General features: G+C 67.7%; 25 protein-coding genes and 2 tRNA genes. 11 read left to right on the top strand and 16 right to left on the bottom strand.

Annotated elements, in window-relative coordinates; genetic code table 11:
* Positions 1-74 precede the first annotated feature (74 nt).
* Positions 75-2354: an ATP-dependent DNA helicase RecG gene (gene recG, locus H0264_RS32950; protein ID WP_181581164.1), complete on the bottom strand. Its 2280-nt coding sequence runs from the start codon at positions 2352-2354 to the stop codon at positions 75-77.
* Between the two features lie 25 nt (positions 2355-2379).
* The gene (locus H0264_RS32955; RefSeq protein WP_181581165.1) at positions 2380-4146 is read right to left on the bottom strand and encodes a DAK2 domain-containing protein; all 1767 of its coding nucleotides are present in this window, start codon (positions 4144-4146) and stop codon (positions 2380-2382) included.
* 311 nt (positions 4147-4457) lie between these two features.
* Between H0264_RS32955 and rpmB the strand changes: the two genes are divergently transcribed.
* Complete coding sequence (rpmB, locus tag H0264_RS32960; protein ID WP_039799620.1) at positions 4458-4649, top strand: 50S ribosomal protein L28; 192 nt, start codon at positions 4458-4460, stop codon at positions 4647-4649.
* 75 nt (positions 4650-4724) lie between these two features.
* Entirely contained in the window at positions 4725-5231 is a 507-nt protein-coding gene (locus tag H0264_RS32965) for a GNAT family N-acetyltransferase (protein ID WP_231084566.1), read from the top strand.
* Here the strand turns inward: H0264_RS32965 and H0264_RS32970 are convergent.
* From H0264_RS32970 to H0264_RS32980, 3 genes are read right to left on the bottom strand one after another with little or no spacing between them, the layout of a single operon-like run.
* Positions 5215-5466, bottom strand: a complete 252-nt coding sequence (locus H0264_RS32970; RefSeq protein ID WP_181581167.1) for a hypothetical protein — start codon at positions 5464-5466, stop codon at positions 5215-5217. The genes H0264_RS32965 and H0264_RS32970 overlap by 17 nt on opposite strands.
* A gap of 37 nt (positions 5467-5503) precedes the next feature.
* Entirely contained in the window at positions 5504-6181 is a 678-nt protein-coding gene (locus H0264_RS32975; protein WP_181581168.1) for a uracil-DNA glycosylase, read from the bottom strand.
* A gap of 47 nt (positions 6182-6228) precedes the next feature.
* Positions 6229-7149: a thiamine-phosphate kinase gene (locus H0264_RS32980; protein WP_244976307.1), complete on the bottom strand. Its 921-nt coding sequence runs from the start codon at positions 7147-7149 to the stop codon at positions 6229-6231.
* 192 nt (positions 7150-7341) lie between these two features.
* On the opposite strand from H0264_RS32980, the gene H0264_RS32985 reads away from it, so the two are divergent.
* Entirely contained in the window at positions 7342-8067 is a 726-nt protein-coding gene (locus tag H0264_RS32985) for a DUF3515 domain-containing protein (RefSeq protein ID WP_181581169.1), read from the top strand.
* 1 nt (position 8068) lies between these two features.
* Here H0264_RS32985 and H0264_RS32990 read toward each other — a convergent pair whose 3' ends face one another.
* Positions 8069-8362 (bottom strand): DUF6191 domain-containing protein, encoded by a 294-nt coding sequence (locus H0264_RS32990; protein ID WP_231084564.1) that lies wholly within the window; start codon positions 8360-8362, stop codon positions 8069-8071.
* Between the two features lie 113 nt (positions 8363-8475).
* Here H0264_RS32990 and H0264_RS32995 point away from each other — a divergent pair, with 113 nt between their 5' ends.
* The gene (locus H0264_RS32995; RefSeq protein WP_181581170.1) at positions 8476-8949 is read left to right on the top strand and encodes a DUF5946 family protein; all 474 of its coding nucleotides are present in this window, start codon (positions 8476-8478) and stop codon (positions 8947-8949) included.
* Here the strand turns inward: H0264_RS32995 and H0264_RS33000 are convergent.
* A complete protein-coding gene (locus H0264_RS33000) occupies positions 8946-10043 on the bottom strand; it encodes a D-alanine--D-alanine ligase family protein (RefSeq protein ID WP_181581171.1) in 1098 nt (365 codons plus the stop codon). The genes H0264_RS32995 and H0264_RS33000 overlap by 4 nt on opposite strands.
* 65 nt (positions 10044-10108) lie before the next feature.
* The gene (locus H0264_RS33005; RefSeq protein ID WP_181581172.1) at positions 10109-11104 is read right to left on the bottom strand and encodes an NAD(P)H-dependent glycerol-3-phosphate dehydrogenase; all 996 of its coding nucleotides are present in this window, start codon (positions 11102-11104) and stop codon (positions 10109-10111) included.
* A gap of 167 nt (positions 11105-11271) precedes the next feature.
* Between H0264_RS33005 and cofC the strand changes: the two genes are divergently transcribed.
* The 3 genes from cofC (at position 11272) to H0264_RS33020 (ending at position 15196) form a co-directional block, all read left to right on the top strand.
* On the top strand, positions 11272-11958 hold the full coding sequence (cofC, locus tag H0264_RS33010; RefSeq protein ID WP_181581173.1) for a 2-phospho-L-lactate guanylyltransferase: 687 nt from the start codon (positions 11272-11274) through the stop codon (positions 11956-11958).
* A 62-nt stretch (positions 11959-12020) separates the two neighbouring features.
* On the top strand, positions 12021-14240 hold the full coding sequence (locus H0264_RS33015) for an RNA degradosome polyphosphate kinase (protein WP_181581174.1): 2220 nt from the start codon (positions 12021-12023) through the stop codon (positions 14238-14240).
* The gene (locus H0264_RS33020; RefSeq protein WP_420832007.1) at positions 14237-15196 is read left to right on the top strand and encodes an NUDIX hydrolase; all 960 of its coding nucleotides are present in this window, start codon (positions 14237-14239) and stop codon (positions 15194-15196) included. The genes H0264_RS33015 and H0264_RS33020 overlap by 4 nt, the downstream gene beginning before the upstream one ends.
* Before the next feature lie 114 nt (positions 15197-15310).
* On the opposite strand, the gene H0264_RS33025 is transcribed toward H0264_RS33020, so the two are convergent.
* The 3 genes from H0264_RS33025 to leuC all read right to left on the bottom strand — a co-directional run bounded on the left by H0264_RS33025 (position 15311) and on the right by leuC (position 18167).
* Entirely contained in the window at positions 15311-15931 is a 621-nt protein-coding gene (locus H0264_RS33025) for an HU family DNA-binding protein (RefSeq protein ID WP_181581175.1), read from the bottom strand.
* A 155-nt stretch (positions 15932-16086) separates the two neighbouring features.
* Entirely contained in the window at positions 16087-16695 is a 609-nt protein-coding gene (gene leuD, locus H0264_RS33030; RefSeq protein WP_181581176.1) for a 3-isopropylmalate dehydratase small subunit, read from the bottom strand.
* Positions 16696-16742: 47 nt separating this feature from the next.
* Positions 16743-18167 carry a 3-isopropylmalate dehydratase large subunit gene (gene leuC / locus H0264_RS33035; RefSeq protein WP_181581177.1) on the bottom strand — a complete coding sequence of 475 codons (1425 nt, stop codon included), beginning with the start codon at positions 18165-18167 and terminating at the stop codon, positions 16743-16745.
* Positions 18168-18307: 140 nt separating this feature from the next.
* Between leuC and H0264_RS33040 the strand changes: the two genes are divergently transcribed.
* Both H0264_RS33040 and H0264_RS33045 read left to right on the top strand, forming a co-directional pair.
* Entirely contained in the window at positions 18308-19009 is a 702-nt protein-coding gene (locus H0264_RS33040; RefSeq protein WP_181581178.1) for an IclR family transcriptional regulator, read from the top strand.
* A 199-nt stretch (positions 19010-19208) separates the two neighbouring features.
* Positions 19209-19736, top strand: coding sequence for a pyridoxamine 5'-phosphate oxidase family protein (locus H0264_RS33045; protein WP_181581179.1), 528 nt, complete (start codon positions 19209-19211; stop codon positions 19734-19736).
* Between the two features lie 48 nt (positions 19737-19784).
* Here H0264_RS33045 and H0264_RS33050 read toward each other — a convergent pair.
* The 4 genes from H0264_RS33050 to H0264_RS33065 form a co-directional block, all read right to left on the bottom strand.
* Positions 19785-19857, bottom strand: a tRNA-Glu gene (locus H0264_RS33050).
* A gap of 62 nt (positions 19858-19919) precedes the next feature.
* Positions 19920-19991 (bottom strand) — tRNA-Gln (locus H0264_RS33055).
* A 132-nt stretch (positions 19992-20123) separates the two neighbouring features.
* Positions 20124-21581: a glutamate--tRNA ligase gene (gene gltX, locus H0264_RS33060; protein WP_181581180.1), complete on the bottom strand. Its 1458-nt coding sequence runs from the start codon at positions 21579-21581 to the stop codon at positions 20124-20126.
* A gap of 13 nt (positions 21582-21594) precedes the next feature.
* On the bottom strand, positions 21595-22368 hold the full coding sequence (locus H0264_RS33065; RefSeq protein ID WP_181581181.1) for a fumarylacetoacetate hydrolase family protein: 774 nt from the start codon (positions 22366-22368) through the stop codon (positions 21595-21597).
* Between the two features lie 328 nt (positions 22369-22696).
* Here H0264_RS33065 and H0264_RS33070 point away from each other — a divergent pair, with 328 nt between their 5' ends.
* Entirely contained in the window at positions 22697-23875 is a 1179-nt protein-coding gene (locus H0264_RS33070) for an MFS transporter (protein ID WP_181581182.1), read from the top strand.
* Between the two features lie 140 nt (positions 23876-24015).
* On the opposite strand, the gene H0264_RS33075 is transcribed toward H0264_RS33070, so the two are convergent.
* Complete coding sequence (locus H0264_RS33075; RefSeq protein WP_181581183.1) at positions 24016-25023, bottom strand: 3-isopropylmalate dehydrogenase; 1008 nt, start codon at positions 25021-25023, stop codon at positions 24016-24018.
* A 147-nt stretch (positions 25024-25170) separates the two neighbouring features.
* On the opposite strand from H0264_RS33075, the gene H0264_RS33080 reads away from it, so the two are divergent.
* Positions 25171-25410, top strand: a complete 240-nt coding sequence (locus H0264_RS33080) for a hypothetical protein (protein ID WP_181581184.1) — start codon at positions 25171-25173, stop codon at positions 25408-25410.
* Positions 25411-25415 lie beyond the last annotated feature (5 nt).

Consider the following 25415-nt stretch of genomic DNA (forward strand, 5'->3'; position numbering starts at 1 on the left):
GCACTCCTCCTGACCACTCACCTCGCTCGCCCCACGCCGCTGCCTGATCCGCCCGGCAACGCCCGAACCAACCGCTACGACTTGGCGAGATATTCCAAGCGCTCGCCGTCCACCGCCGCGCGCATCATGCTCGCCAGGCCCGGATGCTTCTTCAGCCCCGGATCCGATTCCACCACCTCACGCGCCAATTGCTGTGCGGCGGTGATGACTTCGAGATCGTCGAGCAGCGACAGCAGGCGCAGGCTGCGCGCGGTGCCGGACTGCGCGGAGCCGAGCACATCGCCTTCGCGGCGCTGACGCAGATCGAGCACGGCCAGTTCGAAACCGTCGTTGGTCCCGGCCACGGCCTCCAGCCGCGCCATGGCGGTGCCGACCGGATTGGTCTCGGTAATAAGGAGACACAGCCCCGGGTGCTTGCCTCGGCCGACGCGACCGCGCAGCTGATGCAGCTGGCTGACGCCGAACCGATCGGCGTCGACAATGGCCATGATGGTGGCGTTCGGCACGTCGACACCGACCTCGACGACCGTAGTGGACACCAGCACGTCGATCTCGTGGTCGTTGAGCGCCCGCATGACGCGGTCCTTCTCGTCACCGGGGAGGCGACCGTGCAGCAGGCCCACACGCAGATCCTTCAGCGGTCCGGTGCGCAGCATCTCGTAGACGTCGAGCACCGAATGCGTGGTGGGCCCCTCCTTCTCCTCCTCGGACTTCTTCTTGCCCTTGCCTTTTCCGCCCTTGGCGTCCTTGTCCTCGTCGTCACCGATGCGGGAGCAGACCACATAGGCTTGGCGGCCCGCCTCCACCTCCTCGTGAATGCGCTCCCACGCGCGATCCACCCACGACGGTTTCACCTTGGCCGGAACGACTTTCGAGACAATGGGCGAGCGGCCGCGCGGAAGCTGGGTCAGCACGGAGGTTTCCAGGTCGCCGAGCGTGGTCATGGCGATGGTGCGCGGGATCGGGGTGGCGGTCATGACCAGCAGATGCGGGCTGACGCCGTTCTTGGCCTTGGCGCGCAAGGCGTCTCGCTGCTCGACACCGAAGCGGTGCTGTTCGTCGACCACGACCATGCCGAGATCGAAGAAGTCGACATTGTCCTGGATGAGGGCGTGCGTGCCGATCACCAGCCCGGCCTCGCCGGTGACGGCGTCGAGCAGGCCCGCCTTCTTCTGGCCCGCCGACATGGAGCCGGTCACCAGCACCACCTTGGTGGCATTGTCGGCCGCACCCAGCTCACCGGCGCTGCCGAGATCGCCGAGCATATTCTTCAGCGAGCGATAGTGCTGGGCGGCAAGGACTTCCGTGGGTGCGAGCAGGGCGCACTGACGGCCGCTGTCGATCACCTGCAGCATGGCGTGCAGGGCGACGATGGTCTTGCCCGAACCCACCTCACCCTGCAGCAGGCGGTGCATGGGGTGCGGGCGGGACAGGTCGGCGGAGATCTCGTCGATGACGGTGCGCTGGCCTTCGGTCAATTCGAAGGGCAGGCGCTTGTCGAAGGCGGCGGCAATGCCGTCGGTGCGCGGCGGGCAGGGTTCGGCGCGACGGCCCTCCACCTGGTGGCGGCGTTCGGCCAGCACCAGCTGCAGCGCTAGGGCCTCGTCGAAACGCAGGCGGTTGCGGGCCTCTTCGATATCGGATTTGCGCTCGGGTAGGTGGATCAGGCGCAGGGCATCGGAGATGGGCGTGAGCGCGTGTTCGGCGCGCAGGCTCTCCGGCAGCGGATCGTCGATGGGGTCGAGCTGGTCGAGCACCTGGCGGATGCAGCGCAGCAGATCCCAGCTCTGCACCTTCGCGGTCGCGGGGTACACCGGGATGAACTCGCGTTCGAAGAACGACATGTCCACTCCCCCGGCGCCTTTCGCGCTCTGGGCGAGTCCGCGCAGCGCGCCGCCGCCGTGGATGGAGGTGACCTTCTCGACCTCACCGTCGACGGTGGTCGGCAGGATCAGGTAGTCGGGGTGCGAGAGATTCCACTGATCGGGCCGCCAGTAGTGCACGGTGCCCGACATCATCGCGCGCACTCCCTCTTTCACCAGATGGCGCACCTTGTCGCCATTGAAGAAGGTGATGTCCACCGGGCGCGGGCCGCCACTGTCCAGGGAGACGCGCAGCAGGCTGCCGCGCCGGTTCTTCATCGGGCGCAGATCGGTTTTGGTGACCCGGCCGATCACCGTGATGTGCTGACCCTCCTCGGGCTGCTCCTCGCTGAGCGGCTGCCCCTGGGTGGCGTAGCGCAGCGGATAGTGTCGCAGCAGGTCCTCGACCGTGGTCATGTCGAAGGATTCGGCCAGCTGGTCGGCGGCCTTCACGCCCAACACATGGTCGAGCCGGTCACTCAGTGTCGCCATTAACCTTTCACCCCGATCCGCACCGCTATTCCACCCCGATCTGCAGCAGGTCGCCGGCCTGCCCGCCGGGGTAGACCACCACCTCCACACCCGGGAAACCGGAGGCCACATGTGCGGCCAACTCGTCCGAAAGTCCTTGCGGCGCTTGCTCACCCACGAGCATGGTGACCAGTTCCCCACCGAGACCGAGCATCCGGTCCAGCAGAGTGCGCCCGGCCGCGCGCACATCGGCGTCGATGACCACCACATCGTGGCCGACCAAGCCGAGGCCATCGCCCGCCGCGCAGGTGCCGACAATCGTGAGGGCCCGCTCCGGCGCGATACGCAAAGCGCCCCACCGGGTTCCGGCCGCCGCCTCGGACATGGCGAAGGCGTCGTCGGCCGCGGCGCGCCCGCCATTGTGCATGGACAATGCCGCCAGCCCCTGCACCATGGACCCGCTCGGCAGCATGAGCACCTCACGCTGCCCGTCCCGCGCCGCCACACTCACGGCCACCAGCTCGTGCGCGGGCAGCGCGCCATTGGGCAGCACCAGCACCTCGCGCTGCGGCATCCGCCGAATGGCGGCCAGCAGCGACTCGGCCGTCACCTCGCCCTCGAGTACCGCCGCCCCCGAGTCCTCGAACAGCCGCACCGCCCCCGCCCCGGACGCCACCGCCAGAATCCCGCGCTCGACCGGCCCATCCGGCGCGTGCCCCGACACCGCCAGATTCTCGATCCGGATCCCGCTCAACACCCCCGCCGCGATCCCGGCCTCCACCGCCGCCCCCGCATCCGCGCAATGCACATGCGCCGACCAGGTATCGACCCCATCCCCCACCACGACCACCGAATCCCCCAGCGCACCGAGCCGATCCCGCAGCACGCCCACCCGCTGCTCATCGGTGCCGCACACCAGGAACATCACTTCGTACTGCGACGCATCGCCCACGACACCAGCATCCCCCACCGCGTCATGCCTATGCGCTTCCGCCGCAAAGGAATTCGCACGACCATGCGATGTGGACGGCTGCGCGGCAACATCATTCGCCATCCCGGCGCGCTCGCGGCCGGGTTGCGCGCCACCCGTTCCGGACTGCCGTGCCCCGCCGCGTCGCACATACTCCGGCCGCGCCGGCACCCGCCCGCCCGTCACCGCGACGAACTGATCCAGCATCACCAGCAACCCGCGCGCACCGGCGTCCACCACACCCGCCTCGCGCAGCACACCCAGTTGCGCCGGAGTTTCGCCGAGCGCCTTGGCCGCACCGTCCGCGGCGGCGAGCGCGACGGCCACCAAACTCCGATCCTGACAATCCGCCGCCCGATCGGCCGCCCGATCCAGCACCGTGAGCATCGTCCCCTCCACCGGAGAACTCAGCGCCTCACGGACCAGCACGGCCGCCCGCCGCAGCGCCGCCCGCAGCGCCGTCTCATCGAGTGGCCCATCGCACACCGCGTCGGCCAGCCCGCGCAGCACCTGCGAGAGAATGATCCCCGAGTTCCCCCGTGCCCCCACCGTCGCCGCCCGCGCCATGGCAACCGCGACCCCGGCGGCCGGCACACCCACGATCGCGCTACCGGAAACAGGTGCGTCGGTGTTGGCTGTCGCAGGGGGCGTCGCGGCCACTTCTTCCGCCGCTCGCACCGCCGCGCGGAGAGTACTGAGCATGTTGGTGCCGGTGTCGGCATCGGCGACGGGGAACACGTTCAGTGCGTTGATCTCGTCGCGGTGGTGTTCGAGGCCGGCCAGGCAGAGCTGCCCCCAGCGCAGTAGCGCAGTACCGTCGAGCACGTCCCCTACCCCGGGCACCGTCACCGTCCTTCCGCCTCGCACACCTGTCCGCAAACCCGGCCGCCAGAGTAGTCGTCATTACCGACACCCGGCCGTCACCTGCCGTTCCGGTGACACCCGTGTGGCAGTACCCGGGGGCCAATTGGACACGCCCGATGGCGGTTGGTTACTCTTGCAGGGTTGCCACGCGCAGCGCCGATCCTCCCTCTCAGGTATTGGCCAGCGTTAGCCGGTGATTCACCGGTAGGCACGTCCAAGACATTAAGTTTCCGGACACACTGTTTTCGATGCGGCGTGTCCCTACACATGACATGAAGGAGCTCGCGACTATGGCTGCCGTCTGCGACGTCTGCGCCAAGGGCCCCGGCTTCGGTAAGTCGGTTTCGCATTCGCACCGGCGCACCAACCGTCGCTGGAACCCGAATATTCAGACCGTGCGTGCGCAGGTTGCCCCGGGCAACACCCGCCGCATGAACGTGTGCACCTCCTGCCTGAAGGCCGGCAAGGTCGCCCGCGGCTGATAACCGAACCTACGCAGCGCCCCGGCACCCATCATGGGTGGACGGGGCGTTTCGTTGTTTCCAGGGAGGACGCGGGTGAACGACGCGGGCTGGCAGGTTGTCCCGCTGGCGGCCGGGCACACCAGGAGTCTGGCCGAATGCCATATCGCCTGCTGGCGTGAGGCGTATCAGGGACTCGTGCCACAGCACGTGCTGGACGCCTTCGATCTCGATCAGCGCGCGGCCGCCTGGGAGAAGAATCGTCTCGCCCATCCGGACGAGACGGTCGTGGCCGTAATCGACGGCGCCGTCGCCGGATTCGCGAACGCCGGGCCGGATCTGGACGAATCCGCCGATGTCCAGAGGCAAATCAGAGCCATGTATGTCCGATCTGCCTGGTACGGCACCGGACTCGCGCATGCGCTCATGCGCGCGGTACTGACCCGGGACGCGGACACCTCGCTGTGGGTCTTCGAGGAGAATCCGCGCGCCCGGGCCTTCTACCGCAAATTCGGCTTCGAACTCGACGGGCAGCGCCGAGTCGAAGCCTTCACTCCCGCAATGGAAGTGCGAATGGTGCGCCGCGTCAGCGGTCGCCGGTGAAGCAGTCCAGGTTCTGGCTGATGGTCATCGGCAGGCACGCGATGCGCGAGGTGATGCTCGACGACATGGTGGTGGCGCTATTGGTGTCGAACAAGCTCGCGACGGGTGCGGCAGGCTCCGTCGTGGCGGCGGCCGGCTCCAGGGTGAGCGGCTCCGCGGTAGCGGCGGGGGCGGCGGCGACCGCCGCGCCCATGGCGAGCGCGACGAAAACACCACGGGCAGTCTTGTTCTGCATGCACATGCTCCTGAATCGGATCAACGGATTGCGGGCCCTACGGTAGACGCCAGTCCACCGGGGCGGCACCCAATGTACCGAGCAATTCGTTCGTACGTGAGAACGGACGAGAACCGAAGAAGCCGCGCGACGCCGACAACGGTGAGGGATGGGCGGATTCGATGTACGGCGTGGACCCGAGCATGGGCTTGAGCGTCGAGGCGTCGCGGCCCCACAGGATGGCGACGAGCGGCTGGTCACGGGCCACGAGCGCCCGAATCGCCTGCTCTGTCACGGCTTCCCAGCCCTTGCCGCGATGCGAGGCCGGCTGTCCGGGCTGCACCGTCAGCACTCGGTTCAGCATGAGCACGCCCTGATCCGACCACGGCGACAGATCACCGTTGGACGGCGTCGGGAATCCGAGATCCTTGGTGTACTCGGAGAAGATATTGCCCAGGCTGCGCGGCACCGGCGAAACATCCGGGGCCACCGAGAAACTCAGGCCCATCGGATGCCCCGGCGTCGGGTACGGATCCTGCCCGACGATGAGCACCCGCACCTTGTCGAAGGGACGCTGGAAGGCGCGCAGGACGTTCTCACCCTTCGGGAGATAGCCGCGCCCGGCGGCATTCTCCTCGCGCAGGAACTCACCCATTGCTTGAATGCGGTCGGCCACCGGTTCCAGGGCCTCGGCCCAGCCCGTATCGATGACTTCCGACAGTGGTTTTCCACCCATGTCGGGAAAAGATATCGTTCCCACTTTCACGGCGGAACCGCACCCACCTAAGCGAAGGATTCCCAACCGGTAGGTCCGGTTCGGGGGGCGCCGTCGACCGTCACGCCCGTGCCGGTCAGCACCCGCCCTATGGGTACCCAACCTGCGGGCACATCCCCGGCATCGGCGAAAGTGGCTGCGAAGGCATGATCTTCGCCGCCGGTGAGAACCCAGTCGAGGGGGCTTGCGCCGAGCACGGCCGCCACACCGTCGAGGGTGGGGTCGTGCAGCGCGGCCGAATCGAGATCGACGGCGACACCGGACGATTCGGCAATATGCCCCAGATCGGCGAGCAGGCCGTCGGACACATCGGTCAGCGCGGTGATCGCCGTCGACTCCGGCAGCTCCAGCACCGCGGCATAGTCCGGGCGCGGAACCCGATGCGCCGCAACCACATCGGCCAATCGATCGATCACGGGGCCGGACACCGGATCGGCGTCGGCCAGCAGCACCGCCAGCCCCGCCGCCGACCAGCCCAGCTTCCCCGCCACCGCGACCACATCACCGGGCCGCGCGCCCGAACGCGTAATCGGTTCCCGCCCACGCGGATCACCGAACGCCGTCACCGAGATCACCAGGAACGGGCTGCGCACCATATCGCCCCCGGCGATGGACCCGCCCGCGCGCTCCGCCTCGGCCCACATGCCGTCGGCCAGCCGCTCCACGAACTCGACCGCGGTGTCCGACGGGCAACCCAGCGACACCACGAACGCACTCGGCGCGGCGCCCATCGCCACCACATCCGCGGCGTTCTGCGCGATCGCCTTGCGCCCGATGTCCTCCGGATCCGACCAGTCCAGCCGGAAATGCCGGTCCTGCACCAGCATGTCGGTCGTCACCACGAACCGCCCATCCGGCGCGGCCACCACCGCGGCGTCGTCGCCCGGCCCTAGCAGCACGCCCGGCGCCTGCTTGCGATCGGCGGTGATGCGCGCGATGAGCGCGAACTCCCCGAGCTCGCGAACGGTACGCGGATGGCTGCTGGCGGTGATGACGGTCTCCTCGGCGGTGAGCGGAATGCGGACGGCAAACACTGCGACGGTACCCTCGGACAGGCAATCGACGACCACCCGCCGGGCGTGCCGACCCGGCCCGGCCACGATCGGGGACCGACCACCGCGATGAGCAACGACAGCACCGACGCGAGCAACGACGCCACCGCCAGCCAGGCGGCAGGCAGCGAGACGACAGCCGTCGACGCCCCCGCAGGTCCCGATCTCACCAAACGCGAAGGCTCCGGAAGCGGCGAGCCCACCGTCGAGCAGTCACCGGATTCCGGCACGCAGCCCGCGGAGGAAGACGACTTCTCGACGCAGCGGTCGCCCGCGCTCATCGCCACGGCCGTCGCGCTGCCCATCGCACTCGTGGTCGGTGTGCTGGTGGCCGGGGTGATGGCGAGCAAGAATCCCGCCCGCGAGCCGCTGGCGCTGGGGTCGGTGCCCGCGCCCACCGCCGAAGGCCCGGCGTGCTCGGCGCTGCTGCCCGCACTGCCCGGCAGCCTCGGCGATTACACGACCGCCGAACTGCGGGAACCCGCGCCGGTCGCGACCAAGGCGTGGCAGAAGCCGGAGGGCGGCGAACCGATCGTGCTGCGCTGCGGGCTGGATCGGCCGCTCGAGTTCAATCGCGCCTCGCCGTTGCAGATCGTGAACGGCGTCAACTGGTTCGAGGTGCGCGACGAGACCAGCGGGGTCACCTCGGGCACCTGGTTCGCGGTGGATCGCGGCACCTATATCGCCGTCACCATGGCCAATGACGCGGGTCCGACTCCGCTGCAGGATATTTCGGAGTCCATCAAGAAGGCGATCCCGGAGCAGCCGCTGGACCCGGGGCCGCTGCCCAACTGAGTCAGCTCTTGCGCAGGGTCGCCGTGCCGCCGGTGAGGTCGACCTCGAAGCCGTCCTGGCCGTCGCCGGGATTCTCCCGGTGCATGAGCACCGACTGCCGCTGCTCGAATTCGACCCGCTTGCCGGAACCGAAGAGCGCGTCGAACTCCTCGAAGCCGATGGCGGCGGCCTTGCGCTGCTGCTCGCCGCCGCGCATCCACGGCAGCGCCGAGCGGCCGGTGAGTTTGCGGTAGGCCACGTCGGCGAAGGCCACGGCGATGATGAGCATCGCCAGCCCGGGGATCGTCATCGCCATGATCACCCCATCGAGGCTACGCGGGCGGGGCGGGCCCGCCATCGCCCCGAGGTCCGACCCCGGCCTCCCCCGAGTGGGGGGTGCTGCCTGCCGCGGCATGCGATGCTCGGTCCATGACCTCGGCCTCGGATCGCTGCCCGGAATGCGGCGGCGTGCTCCCGCCCTCCGGTGTCTGCGCCGACCGGATTCCGGAACTGCTGGAGATCGAAGCGCAGGTGCTGGACGGCAGTGAGGATTCGCTGCGAGCGCACTTCTACGCCATCGCCACCTATCAGGTGCAGCATCCGTCCCGCATGACCCCGCAGGCCACCGCCGGAATGCGCGCCGCGCTGACGCGCATGGCCCGAAACCCGTTCCCCATCAGCGATTTACGCCGCGAGATACGACGTGACTTCCGCGCGGTGAAGGTGACCAATCCGAACCCGGAGGATCGTTCCGGCGTGGATTCGCGCTGGCCCTGCGACTGGCCGATCACGGCGGCCGACATCGTCGCGCGACCGCCGAGCGAGTACGTGGCGGCCGTCACCGAATGGGCCCGGGCGGCAACGGATCTGCTCGACCGGGCCGTTGGCGGAGCAGTGAGCTAGCGCAGGCCGGTGCCGCGCGCCAGCGCCGTTTCGATGAGGGTCGACACCAGCGTGCCGTTGTCGATGCCGGCGGCCTCCCACATGCGCGGGTACATGGAGATGGAGGTGAAGCCGGGCATGGTGTTGATCTCGTTGATGACCGGACCGTCGGCGGTCACGAAGAAGTCGACGCGGGCCAGGCCCTGGCAGTCGAGCGCCCGGAAGGCGCGCACGGCGAGCTCCCGGATCTCCTGTGCCACATCGTCGTCCAGCTTGGCGGGGACGTCGAACTCGCACACGTCGTCGATGTATTTGGTGTCGAAGTCGTAGAACTCCGGGCTCTCGGCGGATTCGTCGGGCATCCGGATCTCGGCCACCACACTGGCTTCCACGCGTCCGTCCGGGAATTCCAGTACGCCGCACTCGACTTCGCGGCCGACGATGCCGGCCTCCACGATCACCTTCGGATCGTGCTGGCGCGCAACGGCAATGGCATCGTCCAGTTTGTCCCAACTGTCCACCCGAGTGATGCCGATGGAGGAACCGCCGCGGGCGGGCTTGACGAACACCGGCAAGCCCAGGCGCTCGCGATCGGCCTCGGCCAGGGTGGCCGTGCCGGGACGCAGCACCACCTGGACGCCGATCGGAAGTCCTTCGGCGGCAAGGAGTTTCTTGGTGAACTCCTTGTCCATGCCGGCCGCACTGGCGAGCACGCCCGGACCGACGTAGGGCAGCCCGGCCAGCTCCAGCATGCCCTGCACGGTGCCGTCCTCACCGAATGCGCCGTGCAGCACCGGGAATACGACATCCACCGAACCCAGCACCTGGTCGGCCCCGTCGAGCGGCACCAGATCGCCGGAGCGGCTGGGATCGGCCACCAGCGCCAGCGCGGCGCCGGTGGACTCGGTGACCGTCAGCTCCTTGGCATTTCCGGCGAGCGCCGCGGGATCCTTGCTACCCAGCACCCAGGTGCCGTCGGTGGTGATGCCGATCGGCACCGGCTCGTAGCGCTCGGGATCTAGGCTGCCCAGCACGGTACGCGCCGACACACACGAGACGCCGTGTTCGTTGCTGCGCCCGCCGAAAACCACCGCCACCCGGATCCTGTTGGTCATGCCCGGAACCGTACCCGGTCCCAGATGACGGATCGGTTACACGGTCACCCCGGGTTCCGGCGCACTCACTCCGACTTGAGCCGGCGGCCCAGCAGATATCCGACCGCCTCCGAGGCCGGCAGGCCCTCATGGCACACCTGGTGCACCATTTCGGTCAGCGGCATCTCGACCCCGTGCCGCTGCGCCAGCGCCCGCACCGATGTGCAGGACTTCACACCCTCGGCGACCTGCCCATGAGTGGCCTGCTGCGCGGTCTCCATGGACCCGCCCTCGCCCAGCACGTGGCCGAAGGAGCGGTTGCGCGACAGCGGCGAGGTGCAGGTGGCGACCAGATCGCCGACCCCGGCCAGGCCCGCGAAGGTCACCGGCTCCGCGCCGACGGCCACACCCAGCCGGATGATCTCGGCCAGCCCGCGCGTGATGAGGCTGGCGATCGAGTTGTCGCCCAGGCCCATTCCGGAGGCGATGCCGCAGGCCAGCGCGATCACGTTCTTGCAGGCGCCGCCGATCTCGCAACCGATCACATCGTGATTGGTGTACGGGCGGAAGTAGCCGGTGGCACTGGCGTGCTGCACGGCCTCCGCGCGCACCACATCCGTGCAGGCCACCACGGTGGCCGCGGGCTGGCCGGCCGCGATCTCGCGCGCCAGGTTCGGGCCCGACAGCACCGCCACCCGGCTCGGGTCCGCGCCGCTGACCTCCGCGATCACCTCGCTCATGCGCAGCAGGGTGCCGGTCTCGATGCCCTTGGCCAGGCTCAGCAGCGTGGCATCGGCGGGAATGGTGTCGCGCCAGGCCGCCAGATTCCCGCGCAGCGACTGCGACGGCACCGCCAGCACCACGATGTCCGCGCCCTTCAGGGCGACGGTGTGATCATCGGTGGCCGCGATCGGGGGCAGATCCACCTCCGGGAGATACCAGGGATTGCGATGCTCGGTGGCCAGCGTCTGCGCCACCTCCGGACGCCGAGCCCACATGGTGACCTCGGTTCCGGCCTCCGCCAACACCTTCGCGAACGCGGTCCCCCAGGACCCGCTTCCCAGTACTGCTGCCCTAGCCATCAGCCCAATATAGGTGCGTGTCACACCCGGCATGCCGCGCACCGCATTCAGACGCCGCATACACGCCCGACATCGCGGAGTGGGAGGATTCGGGCAGTGCACGACGACCGGAATTCGCCCGTGCACGGCGACACCGGTCGAGCGAGGCGGAAGGCAGAATCGGCACCATGCACGCTGTGATCGCGGTGAAGAGCCTGGCTCAGGCCAAGAGCCGGCTCGCTGAGGGGCTGCAACCACGGGATCGTCCGCGGTTGGTGCTCGCCATGCTCACCGATACCGTGACGGCTGCTGTCGCCACGCCCGGGATCGCCTCGGTCACGGTGGTGACACCGGATTCGGAGGTGTCCCGGGTGGTGCGCGGGCTGGGGGCGCAGGTCGAGCCGGAGCCGTCGCCGAACGGGCACGGCAGCGGCCTCAATGCCGCGCTGGCGGCCGGGGCCGCGGCGGTGCGGCGGCGGCACGGGGCCGTCGAACTGCTTGCGCTGCAAGCGGATCTGCCGGCGCTGCGGCCGCGGGAACTGGCCGATGCGCTGGGCGCCTCCACGCATCGGCGGTCCGTGGTGGCCGACCACGAGGGCAGTGGGACCGTGGCCCTGCTGGTGCGCGACGGGGCCGCGCCATTGAGCCCGCTGTTCGGCCCGGATTCGGCCCGCCGCCATATCGCGGCGGGCGCGGTGGAACTGCTGGGCGAGTGGCCCGGCCTGCGTCAGGACGTCGACACCACCGCCGATCTGGAACGTGCGGCGGCGCTCGGCGTCGGGGTGGCGACCGGCGCGCTACTCCGTGAACTCGGTGTGTCTCGAGCGTGTCACGCTTCGAAACAGGTTCGCCGAGCCGGGTCTTCCCTGTGCTGACCCGGCGTGATCTGCGTTGCAATGGAAGGTGTCACAGCGACACCCCGTAAGCGACATAAGGAATGATCGTGAGAGTGAGCGATACGGACACCGTCAAGCAACCGCCGCTACTGCCCGCGGCGCCGCCCGCGGCGACCCCTCCGCCCACCACCACGGTGCTGCCGCCCGACCGGTATGTGAACCGGGAACTGAGCTGGCTCGACTTCAACGCCCGCGTGCTCGCCCTCGCCGAGGACACCTCGCAGCCGCTGCTGGAGCGCGCGAAGTTCCTCGCCATCTTCTCCTCGAACCTCGACGAGTTCTACATGGTGCGGGTGGCGGGGCTGAAGCGGCGCGCGGAGACCGGACTGTCGGTGCGCTCGGCCGACGGGCTCTCGCCCACCGAGCAATTGGAGATGATCGCCGCCCGCACCCAGGAGATCGCCCATCGGCATGCCCGGGTGTTCCTGGATCAGGTGCTGCCCGCGCTCACCGCCGAGGGCATCGCCATCATCCGGTGGGCCGAACTCGACGACGCCGAACGCCAGCGGCTTTCGGGCTACTTCCAGGACCAGGTCTTCCCGGTGCTGACCCCGCTGGCCGTGGATCCGGCGCACCCGTTCCCCTACATCAGCGGCCTGAGCCTGAATCTGGCCGTGACCGTGAAGGATTCGGCCACCGGCGGCGAGCACTTCGCCCGTGTGAAGGTGCCCGACAATGTCGACCGGTTCGTGCGGGTACGCCGAACACCCCCGGCGAGTAGGGATTCCGCGACCCGCGACAGCGCCACCCCGACCCGGGAAGGCAGCCCGACCCCGGCCACCGCCGCCTTCCTGCCCATGGAGGAGTTGATCGCGGCGCATCTCGATCAGCTGTTCCCGGGAATGGAAGTGGTGGAACAGCATTCGTTCCGGATCACCCGCAACGCCGACCTCGAGGTCGAGGAGGACCGCGACGAGGATCTGCTGCAGGCCCTCGAACGCGAACTCGCCCGCCGCCGCTTCGGATCGCCGGTGCGCCTGGAAGTCTCGGACGATATGACCGAGCACATGCTCGATCTGCTGCTGCGCGAACTCGACGTGGACCCGGGCGATGTGATCCAGGTGCCCGGCCTGCTGGACCTGTCGTGCCTGTGGCAGGTGTACGGCGTCGACCGGCCGAACCTCAAGGACGCGCCGTATGTGCCCGCCACGCCCCCGGCCTTCGGCGAACGCGAAACGCCCCGAAACGTTTTCGCCGCCCTGCGCGAGGGCGACGTGCTGGTGCACCACCCGTACGACTCCTTCTCCACCAGCGTGCAGCGCTTCATCGAACAGGCCGCCGCCGACCCGCAGGTGCTGGCCATCAAGCAGACCCTGTACCGCACCTCCGGCGACTCCCCCATCGTCAATGCCCTCATCGACGCCGCCGAGGCCGGTAAACAGGTCGTCGCACTGGTCGAGGTGAAGGCGCGCTTCGACGAGCAGGCCAACATCAAATGGGCTCGGGCGCTGGAACAAGCGGGCGTGCACGTGGTCTACGGCCTGGTCGGTCTCAAGACGCACTGCAAGACCTGCCTGGTGGTGCGCCGCGAAGGAGCCACCATCCGTCGCTACTGCCACATCGGCACCGGTAATTACAATCCGAAAACCGCACGCCTGTACGAAGACGTCGGATTGCTCACGGCCGCACCGGAGATCGGCGCCGACCTCACCGACCTGTTCAACTCGCTGACCGGGTATTCGCGAAAAGCCAACTACCGCAACCTGCTCGTCGCCCCCAGCGGCGTCCGCCAGGGGATCATCGAGCGCATCCAGCGCGAGGTCGAACTCGCCGAGCAGGGTGTGCCGGCGCGAATCCGGCTGAAGGCCAACGCCATCGTCGACGAGCAGATCATCGACGCGCTGTATCGCGCCTCCCAGGCCGGCGTGCCGGTGCAGATCGTGGTGCGCGGCATCTGCGGGCTGCGACCGGGCGTTCCGGGGCTCAGCGAGAACATCGAGGTGCGCTCGATTCTCGGCCGCTTCCTGGAACATTCGCGCGTCCTGCACTTCCAGGCGCAGAACGAATACTGGATCGGCAGCGCCGACATGATGCACCGGAATCTGGACCGGCGCGTGGAAGTGCTGGCACAGGTGAAGGATCCGCGTCTGGCCGAACAGCTGGCACAGGTGTTCGACTCCGCGCTCTACCCCACCACCCGCTGCTGGGTGCTGCAGCCCGACGGCAGCTGGCAGGCCCAGCCCGATCCGGATGTGCCCGGCGAACAGATTCGCGACCATCAGGAGTTCCTCATGCGGCTGCGACGACCGGATCGCCAGTGAGCCCAGAACGATCCGGCAACGGCAGTGCGTACTCCGACCCGCGCGTGACCCCGAACATCCTTGCGGCCGGGGCTGTTCTGTGGCGATACGCCGCCGACGGCGGCATCGAGATCGCCATGGTGCACCGGCCCAAGTACGACGACTGGTCGCTGCCCAAGGGCAAACTGGATCCCGGTGAGACGCCGGTGATCACGACCGTGCGCGAGGTGGCCGAGGAAACCGGCCTGAATTGCACGCTGGGGCGCTATCTCGGCCATGTGACCTATCCGGTCACCGGGCACCGCAAACTCAAGCGTGTGGACTACTGGGCCGCCCGCGTGGTCGACGGGGCCTTCGAGTCCAACACCGAGGTCGACGAACTGGTCTGGTCGCCCGTGGACCGGGTCATGGACGAGATCTCGTATCCTATGGACCGCAGCATCATCCGCAATTTCCTGCGCCTACCGGCCGATACCTCGACCATGCTGCTGGTGCGGCACGGCAAGGCCGGCCGCCGCGACCGCTTCACCGGCCCGGACGAGGCGCGCCCGCTCGAAAAGGCCGGTCGCGCACAGGCTCGCGAGCTGGTGGACAATCTGCTCGCCTTCGGCGCGACCGAAATCCACTCCGCCCCACCGCTGCGCTGTGTCCAAACCGTTACCCCGCTGGCGGAGAAACTCGGTGCGCAAATCGAATCCGAGCCATTGTTCGCCGAAAGCGGTTACGCCGCAGCGCCCGACGCGGCACACGAACGCGCCGTCACGCTGGCCTCCGGGACCGGGGTCCCGGTGATCTGCAGTCAGGGCAAGGTGATTCCGGATCTGCTGGCCTGGTGGGCCGCCCGGGACGGAATCACGCTGCCACCGGCCCGCAATCGCAAGGGCAGCGTGTGGGTGCTGTCGCTGCACCAGGGCCGCCTGGTGGCGGCCGACCACCTCGATCGGGCCTTGACCCCCACCGACATTCCGGCCCGCTGAGCCGACTTCCCCCCGCTCGGAGCAACATTCATCCGGAAATGCGAAACGGCCCGGCAATGCCGGGCCGTCTCACATATTTTCGAGGCTGTAACCGTCAGCTTCGGAACGGGACCGTCAGCGACGGGCAGTGCGCTTCGCGGCGGTCTTCTTGGCCGGAGCCTTCTTCGCCGTGGTCTTCTTGGCGGTGGCCTTGGTGGCCGTCTTCTTGGCCGTGGCCTTGGCCGGAGCCTTCTTGGCGGTGGTCTTCTTGACCGCGGCCTTGGTGGCGGTGGTCTTCTTGGCGGTGGCCTTCTTGGCCGGCGCCTTCGAAGCCGCCTTCTTGGCGGTGGTCTTGGCCGGGGCCTTGGTGGCGGCCTTCTTGGCCGTCTTCTTGGCGGTGGTCTTCTTGGCGCCCGCCTTGCCCGACACCGGAGCCGCCACACCGCGTTTCACGGCCGGGCCGCTCGACGCGATCTTCTGCTTGCCGGCGATGATCGCCTTGAACTGCGCACCCGGACGGAAGGCCGGGACGGAAGTCGGCTTCACCTTGACGGTTTCGCCGGTGCGCGGGTTGCGAGCAACACGTGCCGCGCGCTTGCGCTGTTCGAACACACCGAATCCGGTGATGGTGACGCTCTGACCTTTGTTCACCGCACGCACGATGGTGTCGACCATCTGCTCGACCGCTTGAGTCGCCGTGCGCCTGTCAGTACCCAACTTCTCGGTCAGAACATCGATCAGTTCCGCCTTGTTCATTGAATCCTCCGCAGACTAATGGCCCGTCGTCGGACCGACTAGGTACCACGGTAAACCTTTATGCGGCAAGAGTCTATGTGCCACGCCTATTTTCATGAGACATGGCACACGCCCAGCTACCGGCTCCGGAGCCGTCCAGCTATCGTTCGCCTTGATTACGATTCGGAAATGCGCGCCGGAATGGTCGTGGGTTTCCATGTCGGCCTTGCGTTTTCGAACTCGGTGATCTCGTCGCAGCGCCGGAGGGTGAGGCCGATGTCGTCCAGCCCCTCCAGCAGACGCCAGCGCGTGTAATCGTCAATATCGAACGGCAACACGACGGTTCCCGCCGACACAGTCCGTGCCTCGAGGTCGGTCGTCAATTCCAAACCGGGCTGTTCCTCGAGCAACTTCCAGAGCAATTCCACATCGCTCTGGGCCATCCGGGCCGTCAGAAGCCCATCCTTACCGGCGTTTCCGCGGAAGATGTCGGCGAACCGCGACGAGATCACCACGCGGAAGCCGAAGTCCTTGAGCGCCCAAACCGCGTGCTCGCGTGAGGATCCGGTACCGAAATCCGGACCGGCGACCAGGACACTGCCCCGGTTGTAGGGCTCGGTGTTCAGAATAAAGTGGGGATCCGTCCTCCAAGCCGCGAAGAGTCCATCCTCGAAACCCGTTCGGGTAACGCGCTTCAGATAGACGGCCGGGATGATCTGGTCGGTGTCGACATTGGATCGACGCAACGGAACGCCGATCCCCTTGTGAACCTTGAAGGCTTCCATCGTTGATTCTCCTGAGTCTGTGCGAGCAGCGGGATCTGGGGCCGGGATCAGTTGAGATCCGCAGGTGAGGACAGGGTTCCGCGCACCGCGGTGGCCGCCGCGACCAGCGGCGAAACCAGATGCGTGCGACCGCCCTTGCCCTGTCGCCCTTCGAAGTTGCGGTTCGAGGTGGAGGCGCAACGCTGACCCGGGGAAAGCTGATCCGGGTTCATTCCCAGGCACATGGAGCAGCCGGCCTGCCGCCATTCCGCGCCCGCGGCGGTGAAAATCTCGCCCAGGCCCTCTTTTTCCGCCTGCAGGCGCACCCGCATGGAACCGGGAACAATCAGCATGCGTACGCCGTCCGCAACCTTGCGATCCTTCAGAACGCCTGCCACGGCCCGCAAATCCTCGATGCGGCCATTGGTGCACGAACCCACGAAAACCGTGTCCACGGCGACATCTCGCAGCGGAGTGCCCGGCTTCAGGTCCATGTACTGCAGCGCCTTCTCGGCCGCGGCGCGCTCGTTCTCGTCGAAGATCTGCTCCGGATCGGGCACCGTATCGCCCAGCGGCGCACCCTGTCCCGGGTTGGTGCCCCAGGTCACGAAGGGGGTCAGCGACGCGGCGTCGATGTGCACCTCGGCGTCGAACACCGCGCCCTCGTCGGTCTTGAGGGCATCCCAGGCCGCCACGGCGGCATCCCAATCCGCGCCTTCCGGGGCGTGCGGGCGGCCCTTCAGGAACTCGTAGGTGATCTCGTCGGGCGCGACCATGCCCGCGCGGGCGCCGGCCTCGATCGACATGTTGCACATGGTCATCCGGGCTTCCATGGACATCTTCCGCACGGCGTCACCGCGGTATTCGAGCACGTAGCCCTGGCCGCCGCCGGTGCCGATCTGCGCGATGACGGCGAGGATGACGTCCTTGGAGGTGACGCCGTCGGGCAGCTCGCCGTCGATATTGATGGCCATGGTCTTGAACGGGCGCAGCGACAAAGTCTGCGTTGCCAGAACGTGTTCCACTTCCGAGGTGCCGATACCCATTGCGAGCGCGCCGAATGCGCCGTGGGTGGAGGTGTGCGAGTCACCGCAGACCACCGTGGTGCCCGGCTGCGTCAGGCCCAGCTGCGGGCCGACCACGTGCACGATGCCCTGATCCAGATCGCCCATGGGGTGCAGGCGGATACCGAATTCCTCGCAGTTGCGGCGCAGGGTCTCGACCTGCGTGCGCGAGACGGGATCGGCGATCGGCTTGTCGATGTCGATGGTCGGGACGTTGTGGTCCTCGGTGGCGATGGTGAGATCCGGGCGGCGCACCGGGCGACCGGCCTGCCGCAGGCCGTCGAACGCCTGCGGGCTGGTGACCTCGTGCACCAGGTGCAGGTCGATGTAGATGAGGTCGGGTTCGCGGTTCGCGCCTTCACCTTCGCCGCGGACGACGACGTGCTGATCCCAGACCTTCTCCGCCAGAGTGCGTGGCCGATCGGCCATAGCTCCATCACCTCTCGATAGACATACCCGCGCCCGGGCTGGGGACGCGGGGGCTGTTGCGACTCGCGCGGCCCGGGATCGGACCTGACGTCGGTGGCGCGGTTTGCGTTTCCCAACATGCGAGACGCTATGATCAATCTATGAGACAGCATAGCGGTATCGGCGTTCTGGACAAAGCCATGGCGGTCCTGCACGCCGTCGCCGAGCAACCCTGCGGCCTCAACGAGCTCTGCGCCCGCACCGGCCTGCCCCGCGCCACCGCCCACCGCCTGGCCGTGGGCCTCGAGACGCATCGCATGCTGGCCCGCGACAACCAGGGCCTGTGGCGGCCCGGCCCGGCCCTGTCGGAGCTGGCGACAACCGCCAGCGACCCGCTGCTGGACGCCGCCGCCACCATCCTTCCGCGCCTGCGCGAGATCACCGGCGAGAGCGTCCAGCTCTACCGGCGCGACGGCAACGCCCGCGTCTGCGCGGCCGCCATGGAACCCGCCGCCGGCCTGCGCGACACCGTCCCGATCGGCGCCCGCCTGCCGCTGACTGCGGGTTCCGCCGCGAAAGTCCTCCTGGCGTGGGCGGATCCGGACCTGCAGCGCACGGTCCTCCCGGAAGCGGTATTCGGCGAGCGCGCCCTCGCGGAGGTGCGCCGGCGCGGCTGGGCCCAGAGCGCCGCCGAACGCGCCGCGGGCGTGGCCAGCGTGTCGGCCCCGGTGCGCGACGCGGCGGGCGCGGTGGTCGCGGCCGTCTCGGTATCCGGCCCCATCGACCGCATGGGCCGCCGCCCGGGCGCCCGCTGGGCCGCCGACCTGGTCGCCGCCGCGGACGCGCTCCACAAGCGCCTCTGAGGGCCGTACTCCGCTCCGGCAGACCCGGATGACCGTTCGCGCCCGCCACAGCCGTCACGGCAGCCTCAGCGGCCATCAATCACAACCCCCGACGCCCCCGCCTGGTCCAGACGGGGACGTCGCCGTGTTCCCGGCCACCGGGCGAGCACGCGACCGGCCCCTGTGACCGCCGTCATACGGCGTAAATTACAGTCGCCACATGGGAGTCAATCAACGCGCGCAGATCGTGATGTCCGAACAGGAGATCAGCGATTTTCTCGAGCGCAGTCGCGTCGCCACGCTGGCCACACTCGGCCCGTCGGGCACACCGCATCTCATCGCCATGTGGTACGGCCTGATCGACGGTGAGATCTGGTTCGAAACCAAGGCCAAAGCCCAGAAAGTGGTGAATCTGCGCCGGGATCCGCGGGTAACCGTGCTGGTCGAAGCCGGTGACACCTACGACCAGCTGCGCGGGCTGTCCATCGAGGGCCGCGCGGAAATCGTGACGGACCCCGAAGCCCTGTTCAAGGTCGGAATCAGCGTGTGGGAACGCTACACCGGGCCCTACAGCGACGACATGAAGCCGTTCGTGGAGCAGATGCTGAACAAGCGCGTCGCCATTCGCGTGGTGCCCGAACGCGTGCGCAGCTGGGATCACCGCAAACTCGGTCTGCCCGCAATGCCTTTGGGCGGCACGACCGCGGAGCCGTTGAGCGGTTCAACTGTAGAAACCTCGGAAGCGTAGAGAAAAGCGAAGGCCCCCAACCGAATCGGTTGGGGGCCTTCGCTTTTGTAGTCCCGACGGGATTTGAACCCGCGCTACCGCCTTGAGAGGGCGGCGTCCTAGGCCGCTAGACGACGGGACCAGGAGTTGAGATTCGGCGGCGATGCCGCCGATTTCTCGAATCGAGAACCGGAGTTCTCGCAGCTGGGGTACCAGGACTCGAACCTAGAATGGCTGAACCAGAATCAGCTGTGTTGCCAATTACACCATACCCCATTGGCCCGGACTCTCGGCCTGCCCCTTGTGGGAGCTTCTCGGCCGCTTTCCGAACGAGAAGAAGATTAGCAGGCCGAGCCCGGTGAACCACAAATCGGCTGGTCAGAGGCCGGTTTTCAGCTCATTTCGCGATCACGGCAGAGCCGCGCGCAGCCGGTCCATGGACACTTCGCGGCCCAGCAGCTCCAGCGACTCGTAGAGCGGCGGGCTGATGTGCGACCCGGTGACCGCCACGCGCACGGGTGCGAAGGCCTTGCGCGGCTTGAGGCCCAGCTCGTCGATGAGCGCCGTTTTCAGCGCCTCCTCGAGTGCGGGCGCGGTCCACTCCGGCGCGGCGTCGAGCGCGGAAATGGCGGCCTGCAAAACGGGGACCGCATCCGGACCGAGATTCTTTTCCTTCGCGGCCGGGTCGATCGTGAACTCTTCGGGCTTGATGAACAGGAACTTCAGCAGATCCCAGGCATCACCCAGAACGACGATGCGGGTCTGCACCAAGTCGGCCGCGGTCTCGAAGAGCTTCTCGTCGATCTCGGCGCCGATATGCCCGTGCGCGGTGAGATACTCCCGCAGCCGGTGAGCAAAATCACCGGGAGTCAGCAACCGAATATGTTCGGCGTTCAGAGCGTCGGCCTTCTTCTGATCGAAACGGGCCGGATTGGAATTAACCTTCGAAATATCGAAGGCCGCCACCATCTCCGCCATCGAGAAGAGGTCATGATCATCCGCGATGCTCCAGCCGAGCAACGCCAGATAATTCAGCAAACCCTCCGGAATGAAGCCCCGATCCCGGTGATTGAACAGATTCGACTCGGGATCACGCTTGGAAAGCTTCTTGTTCCCCTGGCCCATCACGAAGGGCAGATGACCGAACTGCGGGGTGAACTCGGCGATACCGATCCGCTGCATGGCGGCATAGAGCGCGAGCTGACGCGGGGTGGACGAGAGCAGGTCCTCGCCACGCAATACGTGGGTGATCTTCATGAGCGCGTCGTCGACCGGATTCACCAGCGTGTAGAGCGGATCGCCATTGCCGCGGGTGAGCGCGAAGTCGGGCACCACGCCGGCCTTGAAGGTGGTCTCACCGCGCACCAGGTCGTTCCAGGTGAGGTCCTGGTCGGGCATGCGCAGCCGGATGACCGCGGGGCGGCCCTCGGCCTTGTAGGCGGCGATCTGCTCGTCGGTCAGGTCGCGGTCGAAATTGTCGTAGCCCAGCTTGGGGTCCCGGCCGGCGGCCTTGTGGCGGGCCTCGACTTCTTCTGGGGTGGAGAAGGATTCGTAGGCCTCCCCCGCCGCCAATAGCTTGGCCACCACGTCGAGATGAATGTCACGACGCTGCGACTGCCGGTACGGGCCGTAGGGACCGCCGACCTCGGGGCCCTCGTCCCAGGTGAGGCCGAGCCAGCGCAGCGCGTCCAGGATGGCCTGGTAGCTCTCCTCGGAATCGCGTGCGGCATCGGTGTCTTCGATGCGGAAGACGAAGGTGCCGCCGTGGTGGCGCGCGTAGGCCCAGTTGAACAGGGCGGTGCGGACCAGGCCGACATGCGGTGTGCCCGTGGGGGACGGGCAGAATCGGACCCGTACGTCTGTCATGTCTCTCTCTCGATCAGCGTTTGGCGGCAACGGGATTGGTAAGGGTGCCGATGCCTTCGACGGTCACCGACACGGTCTGGCCGTCCTGCATCGGGCCCACACCGGCGGGGGTGCCGGTGAGGATGACATCGCCGGGGAGCAGCGTCATCACGGTGGTCACCCATTCGATGAGCTTCGGAATGTCGTGCAGCAGAAGTGAAGTGCGGCTGCGCTGGCGGACCTCACCGGCGAGTTCGGTGGTGATCTCCAGATCCGAAGGGTCCAGGGCGGTCTCGATCCACGGCCCGAGCGGGCAGAAGGTGTCGTAGCCCTTGGCGCGGGTCCACTGCCCGTCGTACTTCTGCTGATCGCGCGCGGTCACATCGTTGGCGACGGTGTACCCCAGGATCACCTCCTTGGCGCGAGCGGCCGGAACGTCCTTGCACGGGCGTCCGATGACGATCGCCAGCTCACCCTCGTAGTCGACCTGAGACGAACTGGGCGGCAACACAATCGGCGCGTTCGGGCCGACGATGGAGGTGTTCGGCTTCATGAAGATAACCGGGTCGGCCGGGGCCGGACCACCCATTTCCTCGGCGTGCGCGGCGTAGTTCTTGCCGATGCAGATCACCTTGCTGGCCAGAATCGGCGCCAGCAGGCGCACATCCGCGAGCGGCCAGCTGCGGCCGGTGAACGTCGGGGTGCCGAACGGATGTTCGGCGATTTCCCGGGCGACGGCCTCGCCGCCCTCTCCTTCGATGCTGACGAAAGCGACCCCATCTGGGCTGGCAACTCGACCTAGGCGCATGGTTGGCATCCTATCGAGCGGTCTCCCACCAGCACGAACGCGCCCGACCGCGGGGCGGGAACCGGTGGGGCGGATGGTGCGGGCGCATCGTCCGCCACCGGCCCCGCAGGGGGCGGCATACCGGTGCGCGGGGCGGTCCGGGAAATGTGGAAAGCCCTTGTACGCAAGACAACTCACCGCGCAGAAGGCAGACCTCCGGCACGTTTTCCGGCTGTGAGCAAACAAACAGCGCGCACCGGAAATAGCCAGATGCCACAGGTGTATCGTAGCCCTCGATGTTCATACAGTAGGACATTGATTCCACATAGTGAGATTCGAGGTGCTGGCCATGGCCACCGTGACACAGATCGGGACGCGTCGACGGTGGAGCATGCTGGCCCTCGGCGTCTTCGCGCAGGCCTCCAGCGCGGTGTTCGTACACGGCACGCCGTTCCTGCTGCCCGCCCTGACGGATCGTGGAATGTCGCTGGCCACAGCGGGTCTGCTGGTCTCCATGCCGACGGTCGGACTGGTCTGCACGCTGATCGCGTGGGGCTGGATCGTGGACCGGATCGGCGAGCACAAGGTGCTGGTGGCCGGCCCCGCGCTGATGCTGGCGGCGGGTGTCGCGGCCGCGACCGTTTCCAGCTATGTCGCATTGGCGGTGTTCCTGTTCCTGGGCGGCATGGGCGCCGCGAGCACCAATGGCGCGAGCGGGCGGGTCATCGTCGGCTGGTTTCCGCCGGATCAGCGCGGGCTGGCCATGGGCATCCGGCAGACCGCGCAGCCGCTGGGCGTGGGCATCGGGGCGCTGAGCATTCCGGCTGTCGCTGCGGCACACGGGTTCTCGACGGCGGTGCTGGTACCGGCCCTGATGGCGGGCGCCGCCGCGATCGCCTGCCTGATCGGCATCGTCGATCCGCCGCGGCCCGAAATCAGCGGTGACACAGGACGTCCCGCCAATCCGTACCGCGGGGACTCCACGCTGTGGCGGATCCACATCGTGTCGGTGCTGCTGGCGATTCCGCAGGGCACGCTGTGGACCTTCGCGCTGCTGTGGCTGCACCGGGATGTGGGCTGGTCGCTGGCGGCGGCGGGGATCCTGGTGACGATCACCCAAATCCTGGGCGCGGGAGGGCGAATCGGCGCGGGCATCTGGTCGGATCGGGTGGCGAGCCGGCTGGGCCCGCTGCGCACGATCGCCATCGCGGCCGCAATCTCCATGGCGGCCTTGGCCTTCGCGGCGTGGACGCACTGGTGGTGGGCGGCGATTCCGATTCTGGTGGCGGCCTCGGTGATCACGGTCACCGACAATGGCCTGGCGTTCACGGCGGTGGCGGAGATCGCCGGACCGTACTGGTCGGGTCGTGGACTGGGGATTCAGAACACCGGCCAGAATCTGGTCATGGCGGTGCTGGCGCCGGTGTTCGGCGCGCTGATCACGGTCGCCGGCTTCCCGGTCACCTACCTGCTGACGGCCGTCATCGCCCTGGCCGCAGTTCCCTTGGTCCCCAGAGCATCCCGCTGAGCAAATCCGGAAGACGTGTGCCCGTTACGTTTTCGCATCCGAATGCACGAATGCGATATGTCTCACTGTCGCAGCGGGTTTGAACAAAAGGCAAGCCCCGCAGCCGATATCACGGCTGCGGGGCTTGTTCCGAGGGTGCGTCAGAGCGCGGCGGCGATGCGGTCGCCGACCGCCACGGTGGAGGCGGGCGCGGTGCGCGAGGCGAGGTCCTTGGCGACGGCGGCCTCGATGCGCGCGGCCTCCTCGGTCTTGCCCAAGTGGTTGAGCAGCAGGGAAACCGAGAGAATCGCGGCGGTCGGATCGGCCTTGGACTGACCCGCGATATCGGGGGCCGAACCGTGCACAGGCTCGAACATGGACGGGTTGGTGCCCGAGGCGTCGATATTGCCGGAGGCGGCCAGGCCGATGCCACCGGAGACGGCGGCGGCGAGGTCGGTGATGATGTCGCCGAACAGGTTGTCGGTGACGATCACGTCGAAGCGGCCCGGGTCGGTCACCATGTGGATGGTGGCGGCATCGATGTGCTGGTAGGCGGTTTCGACATCCGGGTACTCGGTGGCGATCTCGTTGACGGTGCGCGACCACAGCGAGCCCGCGTAGGCGAGCACATTGTTCTTGTGCACCAGGGTCAGGTGCTTGCGGCGCTGGCGCGCGGTCTCGAAGGCGTAGCGCACCACACGCTCGATGCCGAAGCGGGTGTTGGTGGACACCTCGGTGGCGACCTCGTGCGGGGTGTTCACGCGGATCGCACCGCCGGTGCCGGTGTACGGGCCCTCGGTGCCCTCGCGCACGACCACGAAGTCGATGTCGGGATTGCCGGCCAGCGGGCTGCTCACGCCCGGGTACAGCTTGGACGGGCGCAGGTTGACGTGGTGGTCGAGCTCGAACCGGGTGCGCAGCAGCAGCCCGCGCTCCAGCAGTCCGGACTGCACCGACGGATCGCCGATCGCGCCGAGCAGGATCGCGTCGTGCTGCTTCAGCTCGGGCAGCACATTGTCGGGCAGGATCTCCCCGGTGGCATGGAACCGCTTGGCTCCCAGGTCGTATTCGGTCTTCTCCACACCGGGCACCACCACGTCGAGCACCTTGAGGGCCTCGGCGATGACCTCGGGACCGATACCGTCGCCCGGGATGACAGCGAGTTTCATGAAAACAATGCTCCGTTCGGATGAACGCCGGTGAGGCGCTGCGCAGCGAGTTCGCTGGCCACGATAGCGGAGGGTTACCTCAGTCCCGTCACCAGGGCGAACGACTCCCAACCAGTGGGATCACGAGGCCATCAGTATGTTCGGGGCATGTTCGACAACTCACGACTCGAGCGCAAGATCGATCGCCTCGAACGCAAACTCGACCTCATCCTCGAGCATCTGGGCATTCCGGATCCGACCGTGCCCTATGACTATGCCGAGATCGACGAACTTCTCCGGCAGGGCAAGGCCATTCACGCGATCAAGATGTATCGCGAGCTGGTGCCGGGGGCGAGCCTGTTGGAGGCCAAGGACGCGGTGGAGGCGCGGCGGGGCCGAATCAGCTGATACCG

Origin of the sequence: Nocardia huaxiensis (assembly GCF_013744875.1) — a bacterium.
GTDB lineage: Bacteria > Actinomycetota > Actinomycetes > Mycobacteriales > Mycobacteriaceae > Nocardia > Nocardia huaxiensis.